This window comes from Sphingorhabdus sp. M41 (genome assembly GCF_001586275.1).
Classification (GTDB): Bacteria; Pseudomonadota; Alphaproteobacteria; order Sphingomonadales; family Sphingomonadaceae; genus Parasphingorhabdus.
The window spans coordinates 2329104-2345038 of record NZ_CP014545.1 but is presented as its reverse complement, the minus strand read 5'-3'; the positions used below and the strand labels follow the sequence as shown (position 1 = coordinate 2345038).

The following is a 15935-nucleotide window of genomic DNA, read 5'->3' as shown; positions in this document are numbered from 1 at the left end:
CGTTTCAACTTTTTGAACTAAATCCGGCGCCATGTTGCGCAGGGTCGTTAATTCCCTCGAGTTGCGTATTGGGGGACAGGGGGTCGTGCTGTTTTATAGCGCGGCCCCCGCTCATTTCTATGGTCTGGCAAGCAACGGCGGAACCGGTCCGATCCAGTCTGCCAGATCCGGCTCGTCCCTCACAAAATAGGGCTCCCCCTTGCTGTTCAGGTAGAAGCGCTGCATCTCGCTGCGGGTGAATGGTCGCGAACCGAGCCGGCCGAAGACCGCCATCTGTCCGCCTGTCTCATCCACCGCCCTGTCGCGGTCCAGACCCTTGGACAAGGCCAGTGCCGGTTTGGGAGTACGGGCAAAGGCGATCAGTTCCGGCTTGGGAGCGGGTGAGAAGCCATAGAAGTTTTTCTGACTGTCGGGCGTGGTCAACTGGACCACCTTCAGGCCATTGCGTCCATCGGCGACATAGGCAAACAGAGTGGCGTTGGTCGACCCGACGATCACATCCTCTGCATCATTCATGGAACCGCCGAAGGTTTCCTTCAGGTAAACGGTAGGTGCTTCCGGCCGCGTGATATTGGCGATCACCAGACCTTCGTCCTTCGCCGCAATATAGGCATAGGTACGGGCGAGGTAGAGACGCCGGGCGTTGCGCAGCGGTATCGTCCCTGAAGGCACTGCAACGGGCTTTTCCATGTCGGTAACATTGAAGAGTTTCACGCCGTCGACATCGGTAACCCATAGATAGCGGAATTGCAGCGCCGAGGCTCTGGCATCGGTCATCGGAATGGTGATGATATGCCGCGGTTTCAGCGGGTCATCGAGATCGATCAGAGTCAATCCTGCAACCGTGGTAATATAGGCATAATGACCGGCCAGCGTGATATGCTGTGCTCCGTCAAGCACTCCGCCTTCGTTCCAGGTCAGGCTGCGCTTGAAGAAGTTGTTGCGGAATTCGCCATCGGCCAATGTGTTGATATCGACCAGGATCAGGCCTTCTTCGCTGTCGGTGATCACTGCATAATTATAGATCGGATGGAAAGCCTGTTCCTCGTTGACCTCCCGCAGTTCCTTGGTGTTGCGGGTTGGTGCAATCGGCTGGTTGGTGGCCAGTGCCATGCAGGTGGCGTTCTTGGTGTCTACATGCGTGTCATGACCAAGCGACGAGAAGGGCGCCTTGACGATGCGTTCCGAGAATCCCTTGTTGCCGATTGACGCGACATCATAGGCGCGGAAACCGCCTTTGCCTTCGGCAACAAACATATATTCGCCGCGCAATTGTAGACAGCGAACGGCATCGCTGGTGCCCTGAACGACATTTTTGAACTCTTCGAGCGCCTTGGTTTCGCCGGACAGATTCTTGTCGAGCCGTTCACCGCGTACCCAGTCGATCAGTTCGCGGTTGTTATTCTCGACATGCATCTTCCAATAGTCCGGATAGGCATATTTCTGCAGATAGGAGCCGATGACGGCCTGCGGTTCATCCCATTCGGTAACCCGGACCGCTTCAAAGCCCTTTTCCAGCCCGACCCAGGCGTGAAGGCCGATGAAATTCACGAAATTCGTACCCTGCAGAAGTGTTTGGGCCATGATCGCATTATTGTCATTAGCCTCGCTGACGTGACAATCGGAACATTGCTTGGTTTCGTTCTTGCGCACGGTGTGCGGGAAATGCGGCGCAAAAGCTTGCGATGAAAAGCCGATACCGGAAATCGGCGGCTGCTGGACGTAGATGCGTTCTCGGTTGATATTGGTCGAGGACAGGATCAGGGCCGATGTCGAGCGGACCGGAGCGATGACATTGCCTTTGCTCGTCTGGTGGCGACCGAGCTGGAACATCTGGTCGCGGGCGACCTGCGGATTATAGGTTGCGTAGTTCCTTGTCGTACCCCCTTCATATTTGTGGCTGTCGGCCTGCCAGTTGGCTTCGATTGGCAGATGGCAGCCACCGCAGCTTGTCGTCCAGCTGAGATGACAGGTGAAACAGACCATATTCTCGTCTTTATGCGCCCGTTCTTCTTTCGGAACGCCGCTTCCGAATGCATATTTGCCCGTTTCTGCTCCGCTTTTGGACATAAGCTTCGCCCGCGCCGCCTTGAGATTAAAGTCGGGATGCGAACGATCGACGCTATCCTTGACCAGACTGACTTGCCAGCTGAGCTCGGGATCGACGATAGACCGCTGGATCAGCACCCGCTTGCCCTCGGGGTTCTCGAACCATTCGAAGCGCCGCTCGCCATTGGCGTTGCGCAACAGACCAAGATTGCTGCCTTTTGGTCGTGCCGCCAGATTGCTGGTCCGCAGGGTCGGATAAGCGTCGGCGGTGCCGTGGCAATCCTTGCAGCTGATCTCGACCGCATTGGCCACTTCGCCGTAGATCAGGCCGTTGCCGTGGCTGTCCTGCGAAAAATGGCAGTCAGCGCACTGCATGCCGACTTCGGCATGGATGCTCATCATATGGACGGATTTTCCCGGATTTATACCCGGTTCGACAAATTTCCCTTCGCCTTCCTTGCGGAATTTTTCCGGGTCATCATTGGCGACGATATTGTCGGCATCGGTGCCGTAGCTTGCCTGATTGCCCTCGGCATCGAGCAGATTGCCGTCGCGGTCCCGTTTCAGGATCGCCCGGAAATTCCAGCCATGGCCGTGATAGTCGGCAAATTGCGTGTCCTTCGCATCGCCGTTGAGGTCATAGACGTTGCGCAGGAAGTCGATATCCGCCCAGAGGCCCTTTGGTGCGGCGCCTTCGGGATTGCGGTCGAGCACCTTGCGGACTTCCTCGGCATCGGGATATTTCTGCTGTTTATATTTCTTCTGATATTCCTCGTCGCTCATTCCCTCTGGCTTTGGAGTGAGATTGTCCGGACCCGGCCACATATAGGGGGCGTCCGATTCATAATCCCACATGGTATAGCCAAGATAGCTGTTCAGGAAGATATTCGGCTGGTGCATGTGACAGTTCATGCACTGTGCGGTCGGGATGGCGCGGGTGAAGGCATGCTGTATCGGATGGCCTTTTTCGCGCTTGGCGGGATCCGTCTCATCGGCATGATCATCGCCATGGCCGGTGTCTTTGCCATGCCCATCTGCGGCTGGCTTCTTGTCATCCCCATGGACGCCTTTTGCACCGTGGGCAGCATCATAAGTGCCAAAGCTGCCGAACCGATGCTCGCCCTCTTTCAGGTTTCTTATGGTCGGATCACTGGTCTGGGTCTGGCCGTCTCGGCCATATTTCGCCCAGATCGAGCTGTGCCGCGGTTCGCGGTCATTGGCATAGACAACGTGGCAGCCGGCGCAGCCGGACTGGCGATAGTCGCCTGGCTGGTCATTGGTGCCCATGAACCACATGAACGGATCGTTGAGCCGGGTCTTGTGGATATTGAGCACCGGAATGGCGACGCGCAGGCCGGTTCCGGGGCCGCGATTGGATTGCTTGAGATCGGGACGTCCGGGCTCTTCCAGCCGCTGGATGATGCCGCCGATATTGGGCAGTCCGATCTCGGGGAACTGGGTGTTGATATTGCGACCACCGCGCTCGAACACACGGAAGATGTCGCCCGGCGGAACCGTGTGCCAGGTCGGCAGCGGATAGAGGATCGGCAGCGCGCCGCGTTTCTTCTCGGCCTCGGTCACGGTGCCGTGCGGATTGCCCGGAGACTTGATCGTCGCGGCCTCGCCATCGCGGGTGTAAGCCTCGCCAAAGACATAATTTTTGAAAGGTACAATGCCGTTATTATAGGCAGCGCCACCCCATAGCATCGCACCGGTTGCCATCAGCGAGCGCTCGGAAGCCTCGATGATTTCCATATGGCAGGCACCGCAGGATTCGCGCGCAACCCGATAGTCCGACGGATTGACGAAACGCACGAATTCCGGCGATTCCTTGTTCAGCAGGCCATAGCTGCGTTTGGGATTGGCGGAAGAGGGCCAGTGCCAGCTTTCCGGATATTTGGGCAGGACATGCGCCTTGGTCAGCGCGTCCATATAGGCGAGGCTGTTCTTGCCCCACTTGTTGTCACCGACAACCGAAGCATCGCCACCGTGACAATCGACGCAGCCGAGCACCACTGCTGGCGTCTCGTGCATGGTTTTCTGGTCGCTGTCCGTATGACAGGTCTGGCAGCCGCTGCTCTTGACCTGCGCTTCGTCCCAGGTCTGGTTTTGCGGGGCAGGGGGCGTGAAACTGTAATCGACTTTCTGCGGCTTTTCCTTGCCTGCCGCCAGCAACAACGATGCCGGAGTGACGGTCAGGGCCAAGGCGCCCAGTCCTGCGAGGATCAATTTGCTATTGCCGGTCAGGAGGTTCCGCCAGCGCATCAGAAAGCCAGTATCGCATTGAGCAAAATTGAATAGTGGAAGTCGCGTTTATCGGTCTGGTCGAACAAATCCTTGAATCCTTTTCCGGGTATCAAAGCAGCGCCCGAGAGGCGAAATACCATATTCTGCGTGGCTTTCGGGCGGTAGATGGCAGCCAGCGACAGATCCCAGCCGATATCCTTCGGAATCGACCCTTCGACGCGCAAGGCTTCGAGGCCTTCTGTCTTGTGGAACCAGAGATGGTTGGCATTGCCGGAGAGCCGGAAATCGGGGGTCAGATCAGCGTCGACGCCAACGCCGGTCAATATCGTGCCGGGATTGTTGAAATTGCTCTGACCCTGTTCCTTGGAGGAACGGAGGCTGTTGAGAATGCCGTTGCGGCCATTGATCGAGATCACCCGGCCACCACCGGCGAACGGAATGGTCTGGCGGATCCAGTAGCTGGTGTCGGCTCCGGCAAAGATGGGATTCTCGAAGATCGCATCAAAGCCGGCTTCGGTATTATTATAGGGATTGCCGTCGCCGCTGGCGAACAGGCCGGATGCGCGGAAGCGCAGGAAATCGAAGTCATAGCTGGCTTCCAGCGCGCCGAAATAGGCTTCGATTTTCGCCGGTTCGCTGGTGAAGAAGCTGTTCCGGTCCTCGCCAAAGGCGCCGTAAACCTGCCCGGTGAGATTGATCCGCCCGATCCGGCCATCAAAGGCATAGCCGGGATAGACGACATCATAGGCCCGGCCCCTGAGGTCGCCTAGCAATGCGGGACGGACCGGAAAACCGTTGTCGTCAATTTCGACGTCGGACTTTTCGCGGTTCATATTATAGGTCAGGCTGAACTGGCTGGTCAGGCCGACAAAGGGCAAGTCCTGTCGGTATAGATTGGCGAAGAAAATATAGCTTTCGCGCGGGGTCTGGGTGATGTCGTTGAGACCGGAATTGGTGTCTTTTTCCAGCTGGACAAAGGCACCGAGATTATACTGGATCCGGTTGTTGTCGCGGGTACCGAACAGGCGGAAACCGAGCTGGTTGTCCTGGAACAGGAAGCCGCGGAAATCCGCCTGCATCGGCTGGATACCGATGCGGAAACTGTCGAAGTCATAACGCGCCGAAGTGTTGCGGATATGATAGTCGAAAAACGCCTCCTGCACGCCGACGAACCAGTCGGTGCGGTGCGAGGATTTGGATGGTTCGACGAACAGGACCCGGCGTTCCGGCACATTCACATGATTGACCTGGGTTGCCAGTGTCAGGCGATATTCCACGTCCGGCGGTTTATAAGCGGTGGAACCCTTGATCAGGGCAAATCCGGTGATGAAAGTCTGGGCATAGACTTCCGAACCGGAGCGTCCGAACACGTCGATACTGTTCGGGCGTTCTGTCGTCTGGACGCCGACCGGGATAGGAAAGCTGCGGGGTTCGACGACCGTATCGGAAATAAGATTGGCGACGAAGAACCAGTCATCGCCCTTGAGAAAGCCGGGTTTTTTGTCCGCCGGGATCGGCTTGTCGCCTTTCAGAACATTCTGGGCATAGGGATTGAGCGTGCTTTGGCAGTTGTTCCGCAAGGCGCCGAACAGGGTGTAGATCGACTGGTCGCCGCCCTTGGCGGGGCAGAGGCTTTGCATGATCCGCCAGCGGTCGGGGACCGGAAATTCGTCGGTGGGGAAAGCTTCGGGCGGCGGGGCATTGACGGCACCCGGATTATTCTGGGTCACCGGATCGGGCAGGCTTTTCTGGACACCGGGCCGGCGTCGGCCGTCGATCAGGGCGTCATCGGCAGCCAGGCTGTCAAAGTCCATTTCCAGCTGATCCGGGGTTTCGGATTGCTCCGGATTGGAAGAATTGGAGGCATGTTTCAGGGCCGTAGGGTCCGCTGCGGTTTTTTCGTCCTTTTCTGCCTCTTCTTCGTCCGGATCTGGTCCGCCCATGCCAAATTTTGTACCAAAATCGGCAGAATTTGAACGAATCCAGGCAAATCTTTCCCCTGCCAGCAAAGCAGCCAATGACGCTTCCATATCCTCGACTGAGGCACGCTGGGACTCCATCTGCTCGGCCTGACCGGACATCACCGCCAGGATCGGTACAAAGGAGGCTGAAAGTCCCGCCATCAGTCCTACAGCCCCTCGCAGACATTTTGTTCGTTGCTGTCGAGGAACGGCGCGAAGGGGCAGTTTACATAGCGCAGCCGGACATTGGCATTGCCCAGATCGACAACGACATTGTCAGCGCGGATCGCTTTTGGTGCGTTGCTGATAGTCCCCAGCCGGACAGCGGCGTTATTAAGGCCGAGGAAGCTGGCCATGTCGTCCTGATCGATACCGTCGCCGGAGACGCCGATGCCGCCGATCAGCTTGTCACCGCGATAGATTGGCACGCTGCCCGGGAAAATCTGGATGCCGTTGGAGAGACGGTTCTGTCCGCCGGTTCCGGCTATGGCCGGCAATTGCGTGCAGCGCTGGTCGGTGTCGGCGCTGGCACCGTTGGACCGGACAAAGCCGACATGCTGGACAATATTGGGAAAGACCAGGTCAAGCTGCAGGCCAACCGCGAACGGGCTGAATCTGGATGACTGATCGATCGACAACGGCCCGGGAGGACGGCCGATTTCACCATCGGGAAAATAGGGCCGGGACAGATTGCCGCCGGAACGATCGGCGAAAGCGACAGTGCCGGTCAGGGCATTGGGGTCGCCGAGAAAATTGCGTACCCGCTGGACATGGACCGGCACATTGGCGAAGGGAGCGAAGACCGGTGTTGCAAGCAATTGCTGGGCTGCGACTGTGTTCGAGAAAAAGGCCGCCGTTCTTGCCTTTTGCAGGGACACGTCGGTACCGAAGATCGGACCGTCGGGTGTCCGTACGATGCCCAATATCTGGCCATGGGTATCGACCACGCTGACGGTGGCCTGCATTCGGCTGTCCAGCGGTTGGCGAATCTGCGCTCTTGCCCGGCTGATGACGATGAAGGCTTCTTCCAATATGGCGCGCACTTCGGCTTCCGACAGCGGCGTGGTCACTGCAGCAGCATCTGTGCCGCCGCGGATCGGATAGCGATTGGCGCCAGTGCCGTCGGTCAGCACAAAGGCATCGCTATTCTTGAATTCGGCTGCACTGGAGGCCCGGATGCCGGACGCTTCGGTTCCATAAGCGGTGCCGGCGATGATCGGGCCATTGGTATAGCCCGTGACGGCTATCAGCTGGCCGATGGCGATATTGTTGATGGCGGCAAAATTATTCTGCAGCGGTGACAGGTCGGAGACCACCATGTCGCTGAAGCGCAAGGATGTGCCATCGACCGATATCCGGTTGGCGGTAATAGATGCAGGCGGGGCAAAGCCCTGCATTCCAGCCAGAGCAATGGCTTCCTCGTTATCGACATCGACATCAAGTATATTGGGGTCGAAGCCATAGTCGCTGTCGCCCATGACGCCGATGCCACCGACGACGACACCGTCCTTGTACAGAGGCAGTCCGCCGGGATCAGCGGCGAGTCCGAGCGGCGATCTTTTCGGACCGATCAGCGCTCCGGTACCGCCCATGGAACTGAAACGCTGCGACAGGTCCGAGCAGGGGAGCTGGCTGAACTGGACGCCGAACAATGGTCCGCTCTCGAGTCCGACTGTGGTTGGTGCAGGAGGGAAATGTTCCTGGGCGATCTGGCTGGCCGTCCTGCTGGAAAATGCGTTGCCACCGCTGGACAGATAGGCACCGGTTACCGCCTTGGCGATTGCCGCTGCTGCAGCCGGGACTTGCTGGCCCTGCAGCCCGACAAGGTCCGTCGGACCGGCCAGGCCGCCAATCTGCCTGTTGCTGATCGTGATCTCGGTCGATCCGTTGTTCGAGCCATTCATGTCGAATACGGCCAGCACATTGCCAACCCGGTCGACCACGGCGATCACCGAAGGCAAATTACGGGCCCGGGCTTCGCCAACGGCCTGCGCAATGATTGTTTGTACATCGGTTACCGTCAGCGACCTCTGTAACGGTGCCGCGAACAGGCCGCCGGTTCCGGTCGGCGGCGGGGCAGGGGCTGGAGACGGTGCTGGGGAAGGTGCCGGTGTGCCGCCAAAATCATTGCTGTCACCACCGCCGCCACATGAGGTCAGCAGCAGTGCTGCGGCAGAAATGGCAGATGTAAAAAAGGGTTTGCGCATCACCAAATCCCTTATCTGAGCGACCGGATCGTGCGGACGGCGCTGCCCAGCGCGCGGCGGAATTTCAGCGGCTCGTAACCATTGGGTTCGGCGACCGCAGCATAAGCGACATTGATCTGGCCGCGCAGGCTGGCGGCTGCGGCTTCGCTGACCTGACCGCTATTGACCAGTCCGTTGAGCAATGTGTCGATCGCCATGACCGCCTGTACGCTGCCTTCATAATCGGTGAAGCGCGGCGAGATTGCCTGGCCGGCGATGGTTTCCATGATCTGGAAGGTCTGGTCGCGGCCAAAGCTGGCGCGGGAGAAACGGTCCGCAAGCCTGGTAGCATATTGCCGCAAACGGGCGGCTTCCTCGACCGCAGGACCGCGGCCTTGCGCCATGGCGGCATGAAATGCCTTCGACCGGCCGTCGAATTCACCCGCAATGTCCGGCGCTGCCACTTTGATTGCGGCGCTGAGCATGATCATATTCTCGTCATTATAGGGCGGCATGCCTTCGGGGATCGAACGTCCGGGATTGGCGACGGACGTCGGACGGGCGGACGCGTCGTCGTAGATCCGGCGGTGACAGCTGTGGCAGTCGTAGAAGTAAAATTCCGGGAATATGCCTTCGGTGGCGAGAGCCGGTTTGGTGAACAGATTGAGCGAACGCTCCAGCGCCATCGCCTGACCGACGGCCCAGAACTGGACGCTGTTGGTCCGGCCCTTGCGGCGGATATAGTCGACATCCTCGTCATGATGCTGCTGCAGGGTCGAGAACAGGTCCATCTCGAACGAGATGCGGGGATGGCCGGCGGCCATGATCCGGTGATCGACGAACTGGCCTTTCTTGGCGCTGCCGAAATGGCAGTCGAGGCAGACGCTGGCGCGGGCCTTGGGATTGTCGAGCGGTACCAGACCCTGCGAAACATTGCGGGCGTGACTGGCGCCAACCGCATAATGGCTGGAGAGCCAGGCGGACGAAGCACCATGACAGGATTCGCAGCCGACACCGTCATTGGTCTGGAACCGCGGCCCCTTGCTCGCCGCCGCGGTGCTGTGGCAGCCGAGGCATTCGGAAGCAGACGCTGCATCCTTGATGCCGAGACGCTTGGCTATCGCGATGCTGCGCGGTTCGCGCAGGACCCGGAAAGCGCGGCTATGGGCGCCGCCGGGTGTGGAATCTTCCTGCCAGCGCATGATTTCGTCCTGCCGGACAATCTTGCCATCGGCTTCCTGTCGCCCGTGGCATGTGGATCCGCCGCAGGTCGCGACGCCCAGATAGGTTCCGCCGGGAAGGTCGGTGGCGGCCTCCACCGGAGCGGGGCTTACCATGGTCGAGAGGAAAAATGCCGTTGCGACCAGTGCCGAACAGAACAGGCTAGCGGCCAGTACGGACCAGCTAGGCACCCACAAAATTTTATCCCCCATTTGCATCGTTGGCCAATCCGGTTTTCAAACCGGCCCCTCGTTCAGCGCGACGCGACCCTTGCCGTTTATCATAACGGTCTGATTACCTATCCGCCAACCGACCCCTAATGCAAAGGAAAAAGGACCGATTTCTTCTATTTTCTAGGACCTTGCCAACGGAAGCATGCAGCACCGGAGCCATGGTGTGGCAGATCGGCCACGTTTGTCGGCCAGGTAGCTAGCCCGGCTTGCGCCGGATCACCAGATTGCGGATTTCGGTCATGTCCTCCATCGCGAAACGGATGCCTTCACGGCCCAGTCCGCTGTCCTTGACGCCGCCATAAGGCATATTGTCAACCCGGTAGGATGGCACGTCATTGATTACCACGCCGCCGACATCGAGATGATCCCAGGCATCGAGTGTCTTGAACAGGTCCCGCGTGAAGATACCGGCCTGCAGACCGAATTTGCTGTCATTCACCTCGTCCAGCGCTGCGCCGAAATCACTGAATTTGGAAAGCAGGGCGAGTGGGCCGAACGCTTCTTCGCGATAGGCATCCGCATTGGTGTCGACATTTTCCAGCAGCGTGGCTTCGAGCATATTGCCTTTGCGATTGCCGCCACAGAGCAGCGATGCGCCGCCGGCCACGGCGCTTTCGATCCAGCCGTGCAGGCGGCTGGCTTCGCCTTCGGAAATCATCGGGCCGATGAACGTGTCGCGATCTTTCGGATCGCCGGAGACCAGCGTCTTGGTCCTGGCAACCAGCATGTCCTTGAACTTGTCGTAGATGCGCTCGTGAATGATGATCCGCTGCACGCCGATGCAGCTTTGGCCGGATTGATAAAAGGCGCCAAAGACAATCCGTTCGAGCGCATCGTCAAGATCGGCATCCGCATCGACGATGACAGCCGCATTGCCGCCCAGTTCCAGGATGACCGGTTTCTTGCCGGCCTTGGCTTTCAGATCCCAGCCAACCCCGGGCGAACCGGTGAAGGAAAGCAGCTTCAGGCGTTCATCGACCGTGAACAAATCGGCGCCGTCCCGACTAGCGGGCAGAATCGAGAAGGCGCCTTTCGGCAGATTGGTCTCTGCCAATATCTCGCCCATGATGATCGCGCCCAGCGGTGTCTTGCTGGCCGGTTTCATGACGAACGGACATCCCACGGCAATGGCTGGTGCAATTTTATGCGCGGCCAGATTCAGCGGGAAGTTGAACGGAGAAATGAAGCTGCACGGGCCGATCGGCACACGTTTCCACATGCCCATATAGCCTTTGGCCCGCGCCGAAATGTCCAGCGGCTGCACTTCGCCATAATTGCGCACGGATTCTTCGGCGGCGATCCGGAATGTATCAATCAGACGTCCGACTTCACCTTCTGCATCCTTGATCGGTTTGCCGGCTTCGATGCACAGCGAATAAGCGAGTTCATCGAACCGCTCCTTGAACCGGTCAACACAATGTTGCAGCACATTCTGCCGTTCGTAACTGGCCATCCTGGCCATCGGTTCCGTGGCGGCTACGGCCCCCGCAATCGCTTCTTCTATCACATCGGGTGTCGCCAATGCGGTCCGGAAGGCGACTTCATTGGTATATTTGTCGGTGACTTCCAGATCGGTATTGGGCTGGACCGCTTCGTTGTTCAGATAAAGCGGATAGACGTCTTTTAACTTTGTCATACGTGTCTCGTTTAAACCTTTGCGCTGAGTTCCTTGATCTCGTGATTCAAGATCCGATCATTGTCCGAATAATCAACCGGCACTTCGATCAGATGCACGCCTTCGCTGTTAAGGCATTTGTCGATTGTTTCCCGCAGGTTTTTGGCGCTGCTGATCCGGTAGCCATTGGCACCATAAGCTTCGGCATATTTGACGAAATCCGGATTGCCATAAGTCAGTCCCCAGTCCTTGAAGCCCATATTTGCCTGCTTCCAGCGGATCATGCCATAGCTGTTGTCGTTGAGAACCAGCACGGTGATATTGAGTTTTAACCGAACAGCGGTTTCCATTTCCTGGCTGTTCATCATGAACCCGCCATCGCCGCAAATCGCCATGACCTTGCGGTCGGGATAGACCATCGCCGAAGCCATGGCAGAGGGTAGGCCGGCGCCCATCGTGGCCAGTGCATTGTCCAGCAATACGGTATTGGCCTGGCGAGCCTTGTAGTTGCGGGCAAACCAGATTTTATAAACGCCATTGTCGAGACAGATGATGCCGTCGGCCGGCATCGCTTCGCGAACAACCTTCACGAGATGAGGGGGATAGATCGGACAACGGACATCGTCGTCCATCGAATCCGTATGCTCTTCCTCGGCCCGGCGCGCCTTGTACATGGCGTCGAAATTCCAGCTGCCGGAGGGAACAATATCTTCCTTCATCTGCCAGATCGCGTTGCCGATATCGCCGATCACCTCGATCTGCGGGAAATAGACCGGATCAACCTCCGCGCTGTTCATCGACACGTGAATCACTTCGGTGCTGCCGGTGGCCATGAAAAAGGGCGGCTTTTCGATCACGTCATGACCGACGTTGATGATCAGGTCAGCGGATTCGATCGCGCGATGGACGAAGTCATTGGCCGACAGCGCTGCGCAGCCCATGAATTCCTTGTGGGTTTCGTCGACCACGCCCTTGCCGAGCTGGGTGGTGACAAAGGGGATGCCGGTCTTCTCGATAAATTGGGTGAGCATGCGTCCGGTGGTGGTGCGGTTGGCACCGCCGCCGACGACGATGATCGGGGATTTGGCATTTTCGATTTTCTTGGTTGCCGCGCGCACGGCTTTTGCTTCTGCGACAGGCCGCCGGGCGAGGCTGGGTGTGATCGGGGTTGAATCCGTTTCCTCGTCGGCAATATCTTCCGGGAATTCGATATGGGTGGCGCCGGGCTTTTCTTCCTCGGCCAGACGGATCGCTTCGCGCACGCGGCTCGGGATATTGTCCGCCGAGGCCAGCTGGTGGGTGAATTTGGTGATCGGGCCCATCATGTCGACGACGTCGAGAATCTGGAACCGGCCCTGTTTGGATTTCTTGATCGGTTTCTGGCCGGTGACCATCAGGATCGGCATGCCGCCGAGCTGCGCATAAGCCGCAGCAGTAACCAGATTGGTGGCGCCGGGGCCGAGTGTCGCCATACAGACGCCGGTCTTGCCGGTATGCCGTCCGTAGGTTGCCGCCATGAAGCCTGCACCCTGTTCGTGGCGAGTGAGAATGAGTTTGATTTTCTTGGAGCGCGACAGGCTGTCGAGCATGTCGAGATTTTCTTCGCCGGGAACGCCGAACAGATATTCAACGCCTTCATTCTCGAGACATTCTACGAACAGATCGGATGCTTTGGTCATGTGGGTCCTTCCCTGATCGCGAGGACCAGTGTTTGTGCGAGTAAATGGCAACGACCCCAATGACCCTCAATCCCCCTCAAGAACGAGACTCACTCTACCCCTATGTTCTTGGTTGATAAGTCAAATTAGGCGGAAAGTCACGCCCTCAATATCCGCGGTCGAAGTCCGCGACGGCAATCATCGTCTCGCCATTCCTGTAGCGTTTCAGATTTTCGACGAAGCGGGCCGCTGCACGCTGGAACATCCGGGTTTGCGCTACCCCCGACAAATGCATGGTGATGATGCAATTGGGCGCGTCCCATAATGGATGGTCAGCCGGTAAAGGTTCGGGATCGGCAACGTCGAGAGCGGCGCCGCCGATTGCCTTGTCATTGAGCGCTGCCAGCAAGGCATTCTGATCGACCAGAGACCCGCGCGCGACATTGACCAGCCAGGCAGATGATTTCATCGCGGCGAACTCGTCCGCTCCGAACATATGTTTCGTGTCGCTGGTTGCGGGGGCGGAAACGAAGACCCAGTCAAATTCGCCGAGCCGGTCGCGCCAGTCGTCCAGCCCGATGACATTGGGTTCGCCGGTCGCGGTGCGCCGGACAGCGGTTACGGCGACGTCAAAGCCCGACAGCTTCTGGGCTATCTGCTGGCCGATGCCGCCATAGCCGATGATCAGCGCCTTGCTGTCGTCAATCTCTGCCGTTCCCGGGGGCGTTTCCAGCCAGTTGTGCTGGCGCTGGTTGTCGAGAATGATATCGCTGCGCTTGGCGGCGGCCAGCATCATCATCACCGCAAATTCGGCGATGGGCGCGCTGTTCAGGCCAGCGCCGTTGGTCAGGATCGTGCCCTGGTTCTTGAGCTGCTCGAGCGGGAAATGCTCGACTCCGGCATAGATGCTGTTGAGCCATTTGAGGCTGGTTGCAGCACCGATGATCTCCGCCATCTTGTCCTTGTCATACATGTCGAACCAGCCGATCTCGGCATGCGGCGCGATTTCCATCGCTTCCTCGGTGGTGTTGAACCATGTCACATCCAGATCGCCGCAATGCGGTTCGACCAAGGGACGGACGAGGGAAGCCATGGCGGCTTTTGGTTTGACGGTCATAAAGTCATCTCTTCCTTTTTTATCCTTCCCTTTCAAGGGAGGGGAAGGGGTGGAATATGATGAAAGTGGCTCGATGCCGCTTTCTGAATTTTTTTGAGGTAAGCCACCACCCCAACCCCTCCTCTGAAGAGGAGGGGCTTATAAATTGGGCTATATCTCTATCTTCCAGTCCCAGCGTAGCGGGTCGCCGTCCATCAATTCCACGCCTTTCGCGGTCAGTTCATCGCGGATCGCGTCGGCGGTTGCGAAATCCTTTTCGGCTTTCGCTTGCTGGCGCTGGTCAAGTTTCGCTTCGATACTGCTTTCGTCGATTGATGCATCTGCGGGGCGAACCCGTAATTCACTGCGCGTCAGGGATGATAGCTGAAGACCCAGAACTGAATCCATTTCTGTGAGAAGAGCGAGTCTTTGGTCAGCGGGAATTTTCTTCAGCCCGAGCAATTCTTCGAGCAGCGGCAGGCCTTTCGAGCTGTTCAGGTCCTCGCTGAGGGCGGCATCGAACTTGTCCCGCAATTGCAGGAGGGCTGGATGTTCTATCGTCGCTGTCTGTCCATCCGCTTTCTCCCGCAGCCGTTCGACGCCCATCACGATCCGTTTCAGCCGAGTCAGCGCCGCGACCAGATTGTCCCAGCTAAATTCCAGCTCGCTGCGATAATGGGCCTGCAGGCACATCAGGCGATAGGCGAGGGGGTGGAAGCCCTTGTCGATCAGCAACTGCACCCGCAAAAATTCGCCAGACGATTTGGACATTTTGCCGGTCCGGTCGATCAGGAAATTATTGTGCATCCAGATTTTTGCGCCCGAATGATCGGAGCAGCTATGTGCCTGGTTCTGGGCGATCTCGTTGGGATGGTGAATCTCGCGATGGTCGATGCCGCCGGTGTGGATGTCAAACGGGAGACCGAGCAAGGCCTCCGACATGACCGAACATTCCAGGTGCCAGCCCGGCGCGCCCTTGCCCCAGGGGCTGTCCCATTCCATTTGCCGTTTCTCGCCCGGCGGAGTCTTGCGCCAGATCGCGAAATCGGCGGCGTTGCGCTTGCCCTCTACCGTTTCGATCCGGCCTTCGCCATCGTCGGTCGATGCGCGGGCGAGGGTGCCGTAATTTGCCACGGTCGACACGTCGAAATAGAGGCCGCTGTCGAGCTCGTAGCAATGTTTTTCGGCGATGCCCTTGGCATATTCGATCATCGCCGGAACATAATCGGTGGCAATTGACCAGTGGGCCGGTTGCCGGATATTCAGCGCCTTGATGTCCTGCCAATAGGCTTCGGTATAATGTTTCGCGATTTCCCAGATCGACTGGGCTTTCTCGGCCGCCATTTTTTCGAGCTTGTCTTCGCCAGCGTCCGCATCGTCGGTCAGATGTCCGACATCGGTGATGTTGATGACATGGGTGAGCTTGTAACCCTTCCAGCTCAATGTTCGCCCTAGAAGATCGGCGAACACATAAGCGCGCATATTGCCAATATGGGGATAATTATAGACGGTCGGACCGCAGGTGTAGACGCGCGCTTCGCCTGCATGGACAGGCACGAACTCTTCCATCTGGCGAGTCAGGCTGTTGAACAGTTTCAGCGGATGTGCGGCAGTGTCATTCATCCCTCATCGCCTAATGGCTTTCCGCGCAAAAGGTCAACAGATCAAT

At 58.1% G+C, this 15935-nt stretch carries 8 protein-coding genes; all 8 read right to left on the bottom strand.

Going from position 1 to position 15935, the window contains the following annotated elements; genetic code table 11:
• Positions 1 to 117: 117 nt before the first annotated feature.
• The gene (locus AZE99_RS11070) at positions 118 to 4314 is read right to left on the bottom strand and encodes a hypothetical protein (RefSeq protein WP_067201009.1); all 4197 of its coding nucleotides are present in this window, start codon (positions 4312 to 4314) and stop codon (positions 118 to 120) included.
• On the bottom strand, positions 4314 to 6110 hold the full coding sequence (locus AZE99_RS11065) for a hypothetical protein (protein WP_443027820.1): 1797 nt from the start codon (positions 6108 to 6110) through the stop codon (positions 4314 to 4316). The genes AZE99_RS11070 and AZE99_RS11065 overlap by 1 nt, the downstream gene beginning before the upstream one ends.
• A 314-nt stretch (positions 6111 to 6424) precedes the next feature.
• On the bottom strand, positions 6425 to 8464 hold the full coding sequence (locus AZE99_RS11060; RefSeq protein ID WP_067201007.1) for a heme-binding protein: 2040 nt from the start codon (positions 8462 to 8464) through the stop codon (positions 6425 to 6427).
• A gap of 11 nt (positions 8465 to 8475) precedes the next feature.
• Positions 8476 to 9780: a cytochrome c family protein gene (locus AZE99_RS11055; RefSeq protein WP_231862736.1), complete on the bottom strand. Its 1305-nt coding sequence runs from the start codon at positions 9778 to 9780 to the stop codon at positions 8476 to 8478.
• Between the two features lie 313 nt (positions 9781 to 10093).
• The gene (locus tag AZE99_RS11050; protein WP_067201001.1) at positions 10094 to 11533 is read right to left on the bottom strand and encodes an aldehyde dehydrogenase family protein; all 1440 of its coding nucleotides are present in this window, start codon (positions 11531 to 11533) and stop codon (positions 10094 to 10096) included.
• Between the two features lie 11 nt (positions 11534 to 11544).
• A complete protein-coding gene (locus AZE99_RS11045; RefSeq protein ID WP_067200998.1) occupies positions 11545 to 13191 on the bottom strand; it encodes an acetolactate synthase large subunit in 1647 nt (548 codons plus the stop codon).
• A 145-nt stretch (positions 13192 to 13336) separates the two neighbouring features.
• Positions 13337 to 14287, bottom strand: a complete 951-nt coding sequence (locus tag AZE99_RS11040) for a D-2-hydroxyacid dehydrogenase (RefSeq protein ID WP_231862594.1) — start codon at positions 14285 to 14287, stop codon at positions 13337 to 13339.
• A gap of 150 nt (positions 14288 to 14437) precedes the next feature.
• Entirely contained in the window at positions 14438 to 15889 is a 1452-nt protein-coding gene (cysS, locus tag AZE99_RS11035) for a cysteine--tRNA ligase (protein WP_067200997.1), read from the bottom strand.
• Between the last annotated feature and the right edge of the window lie 46 nt (positions 15890 to 15935).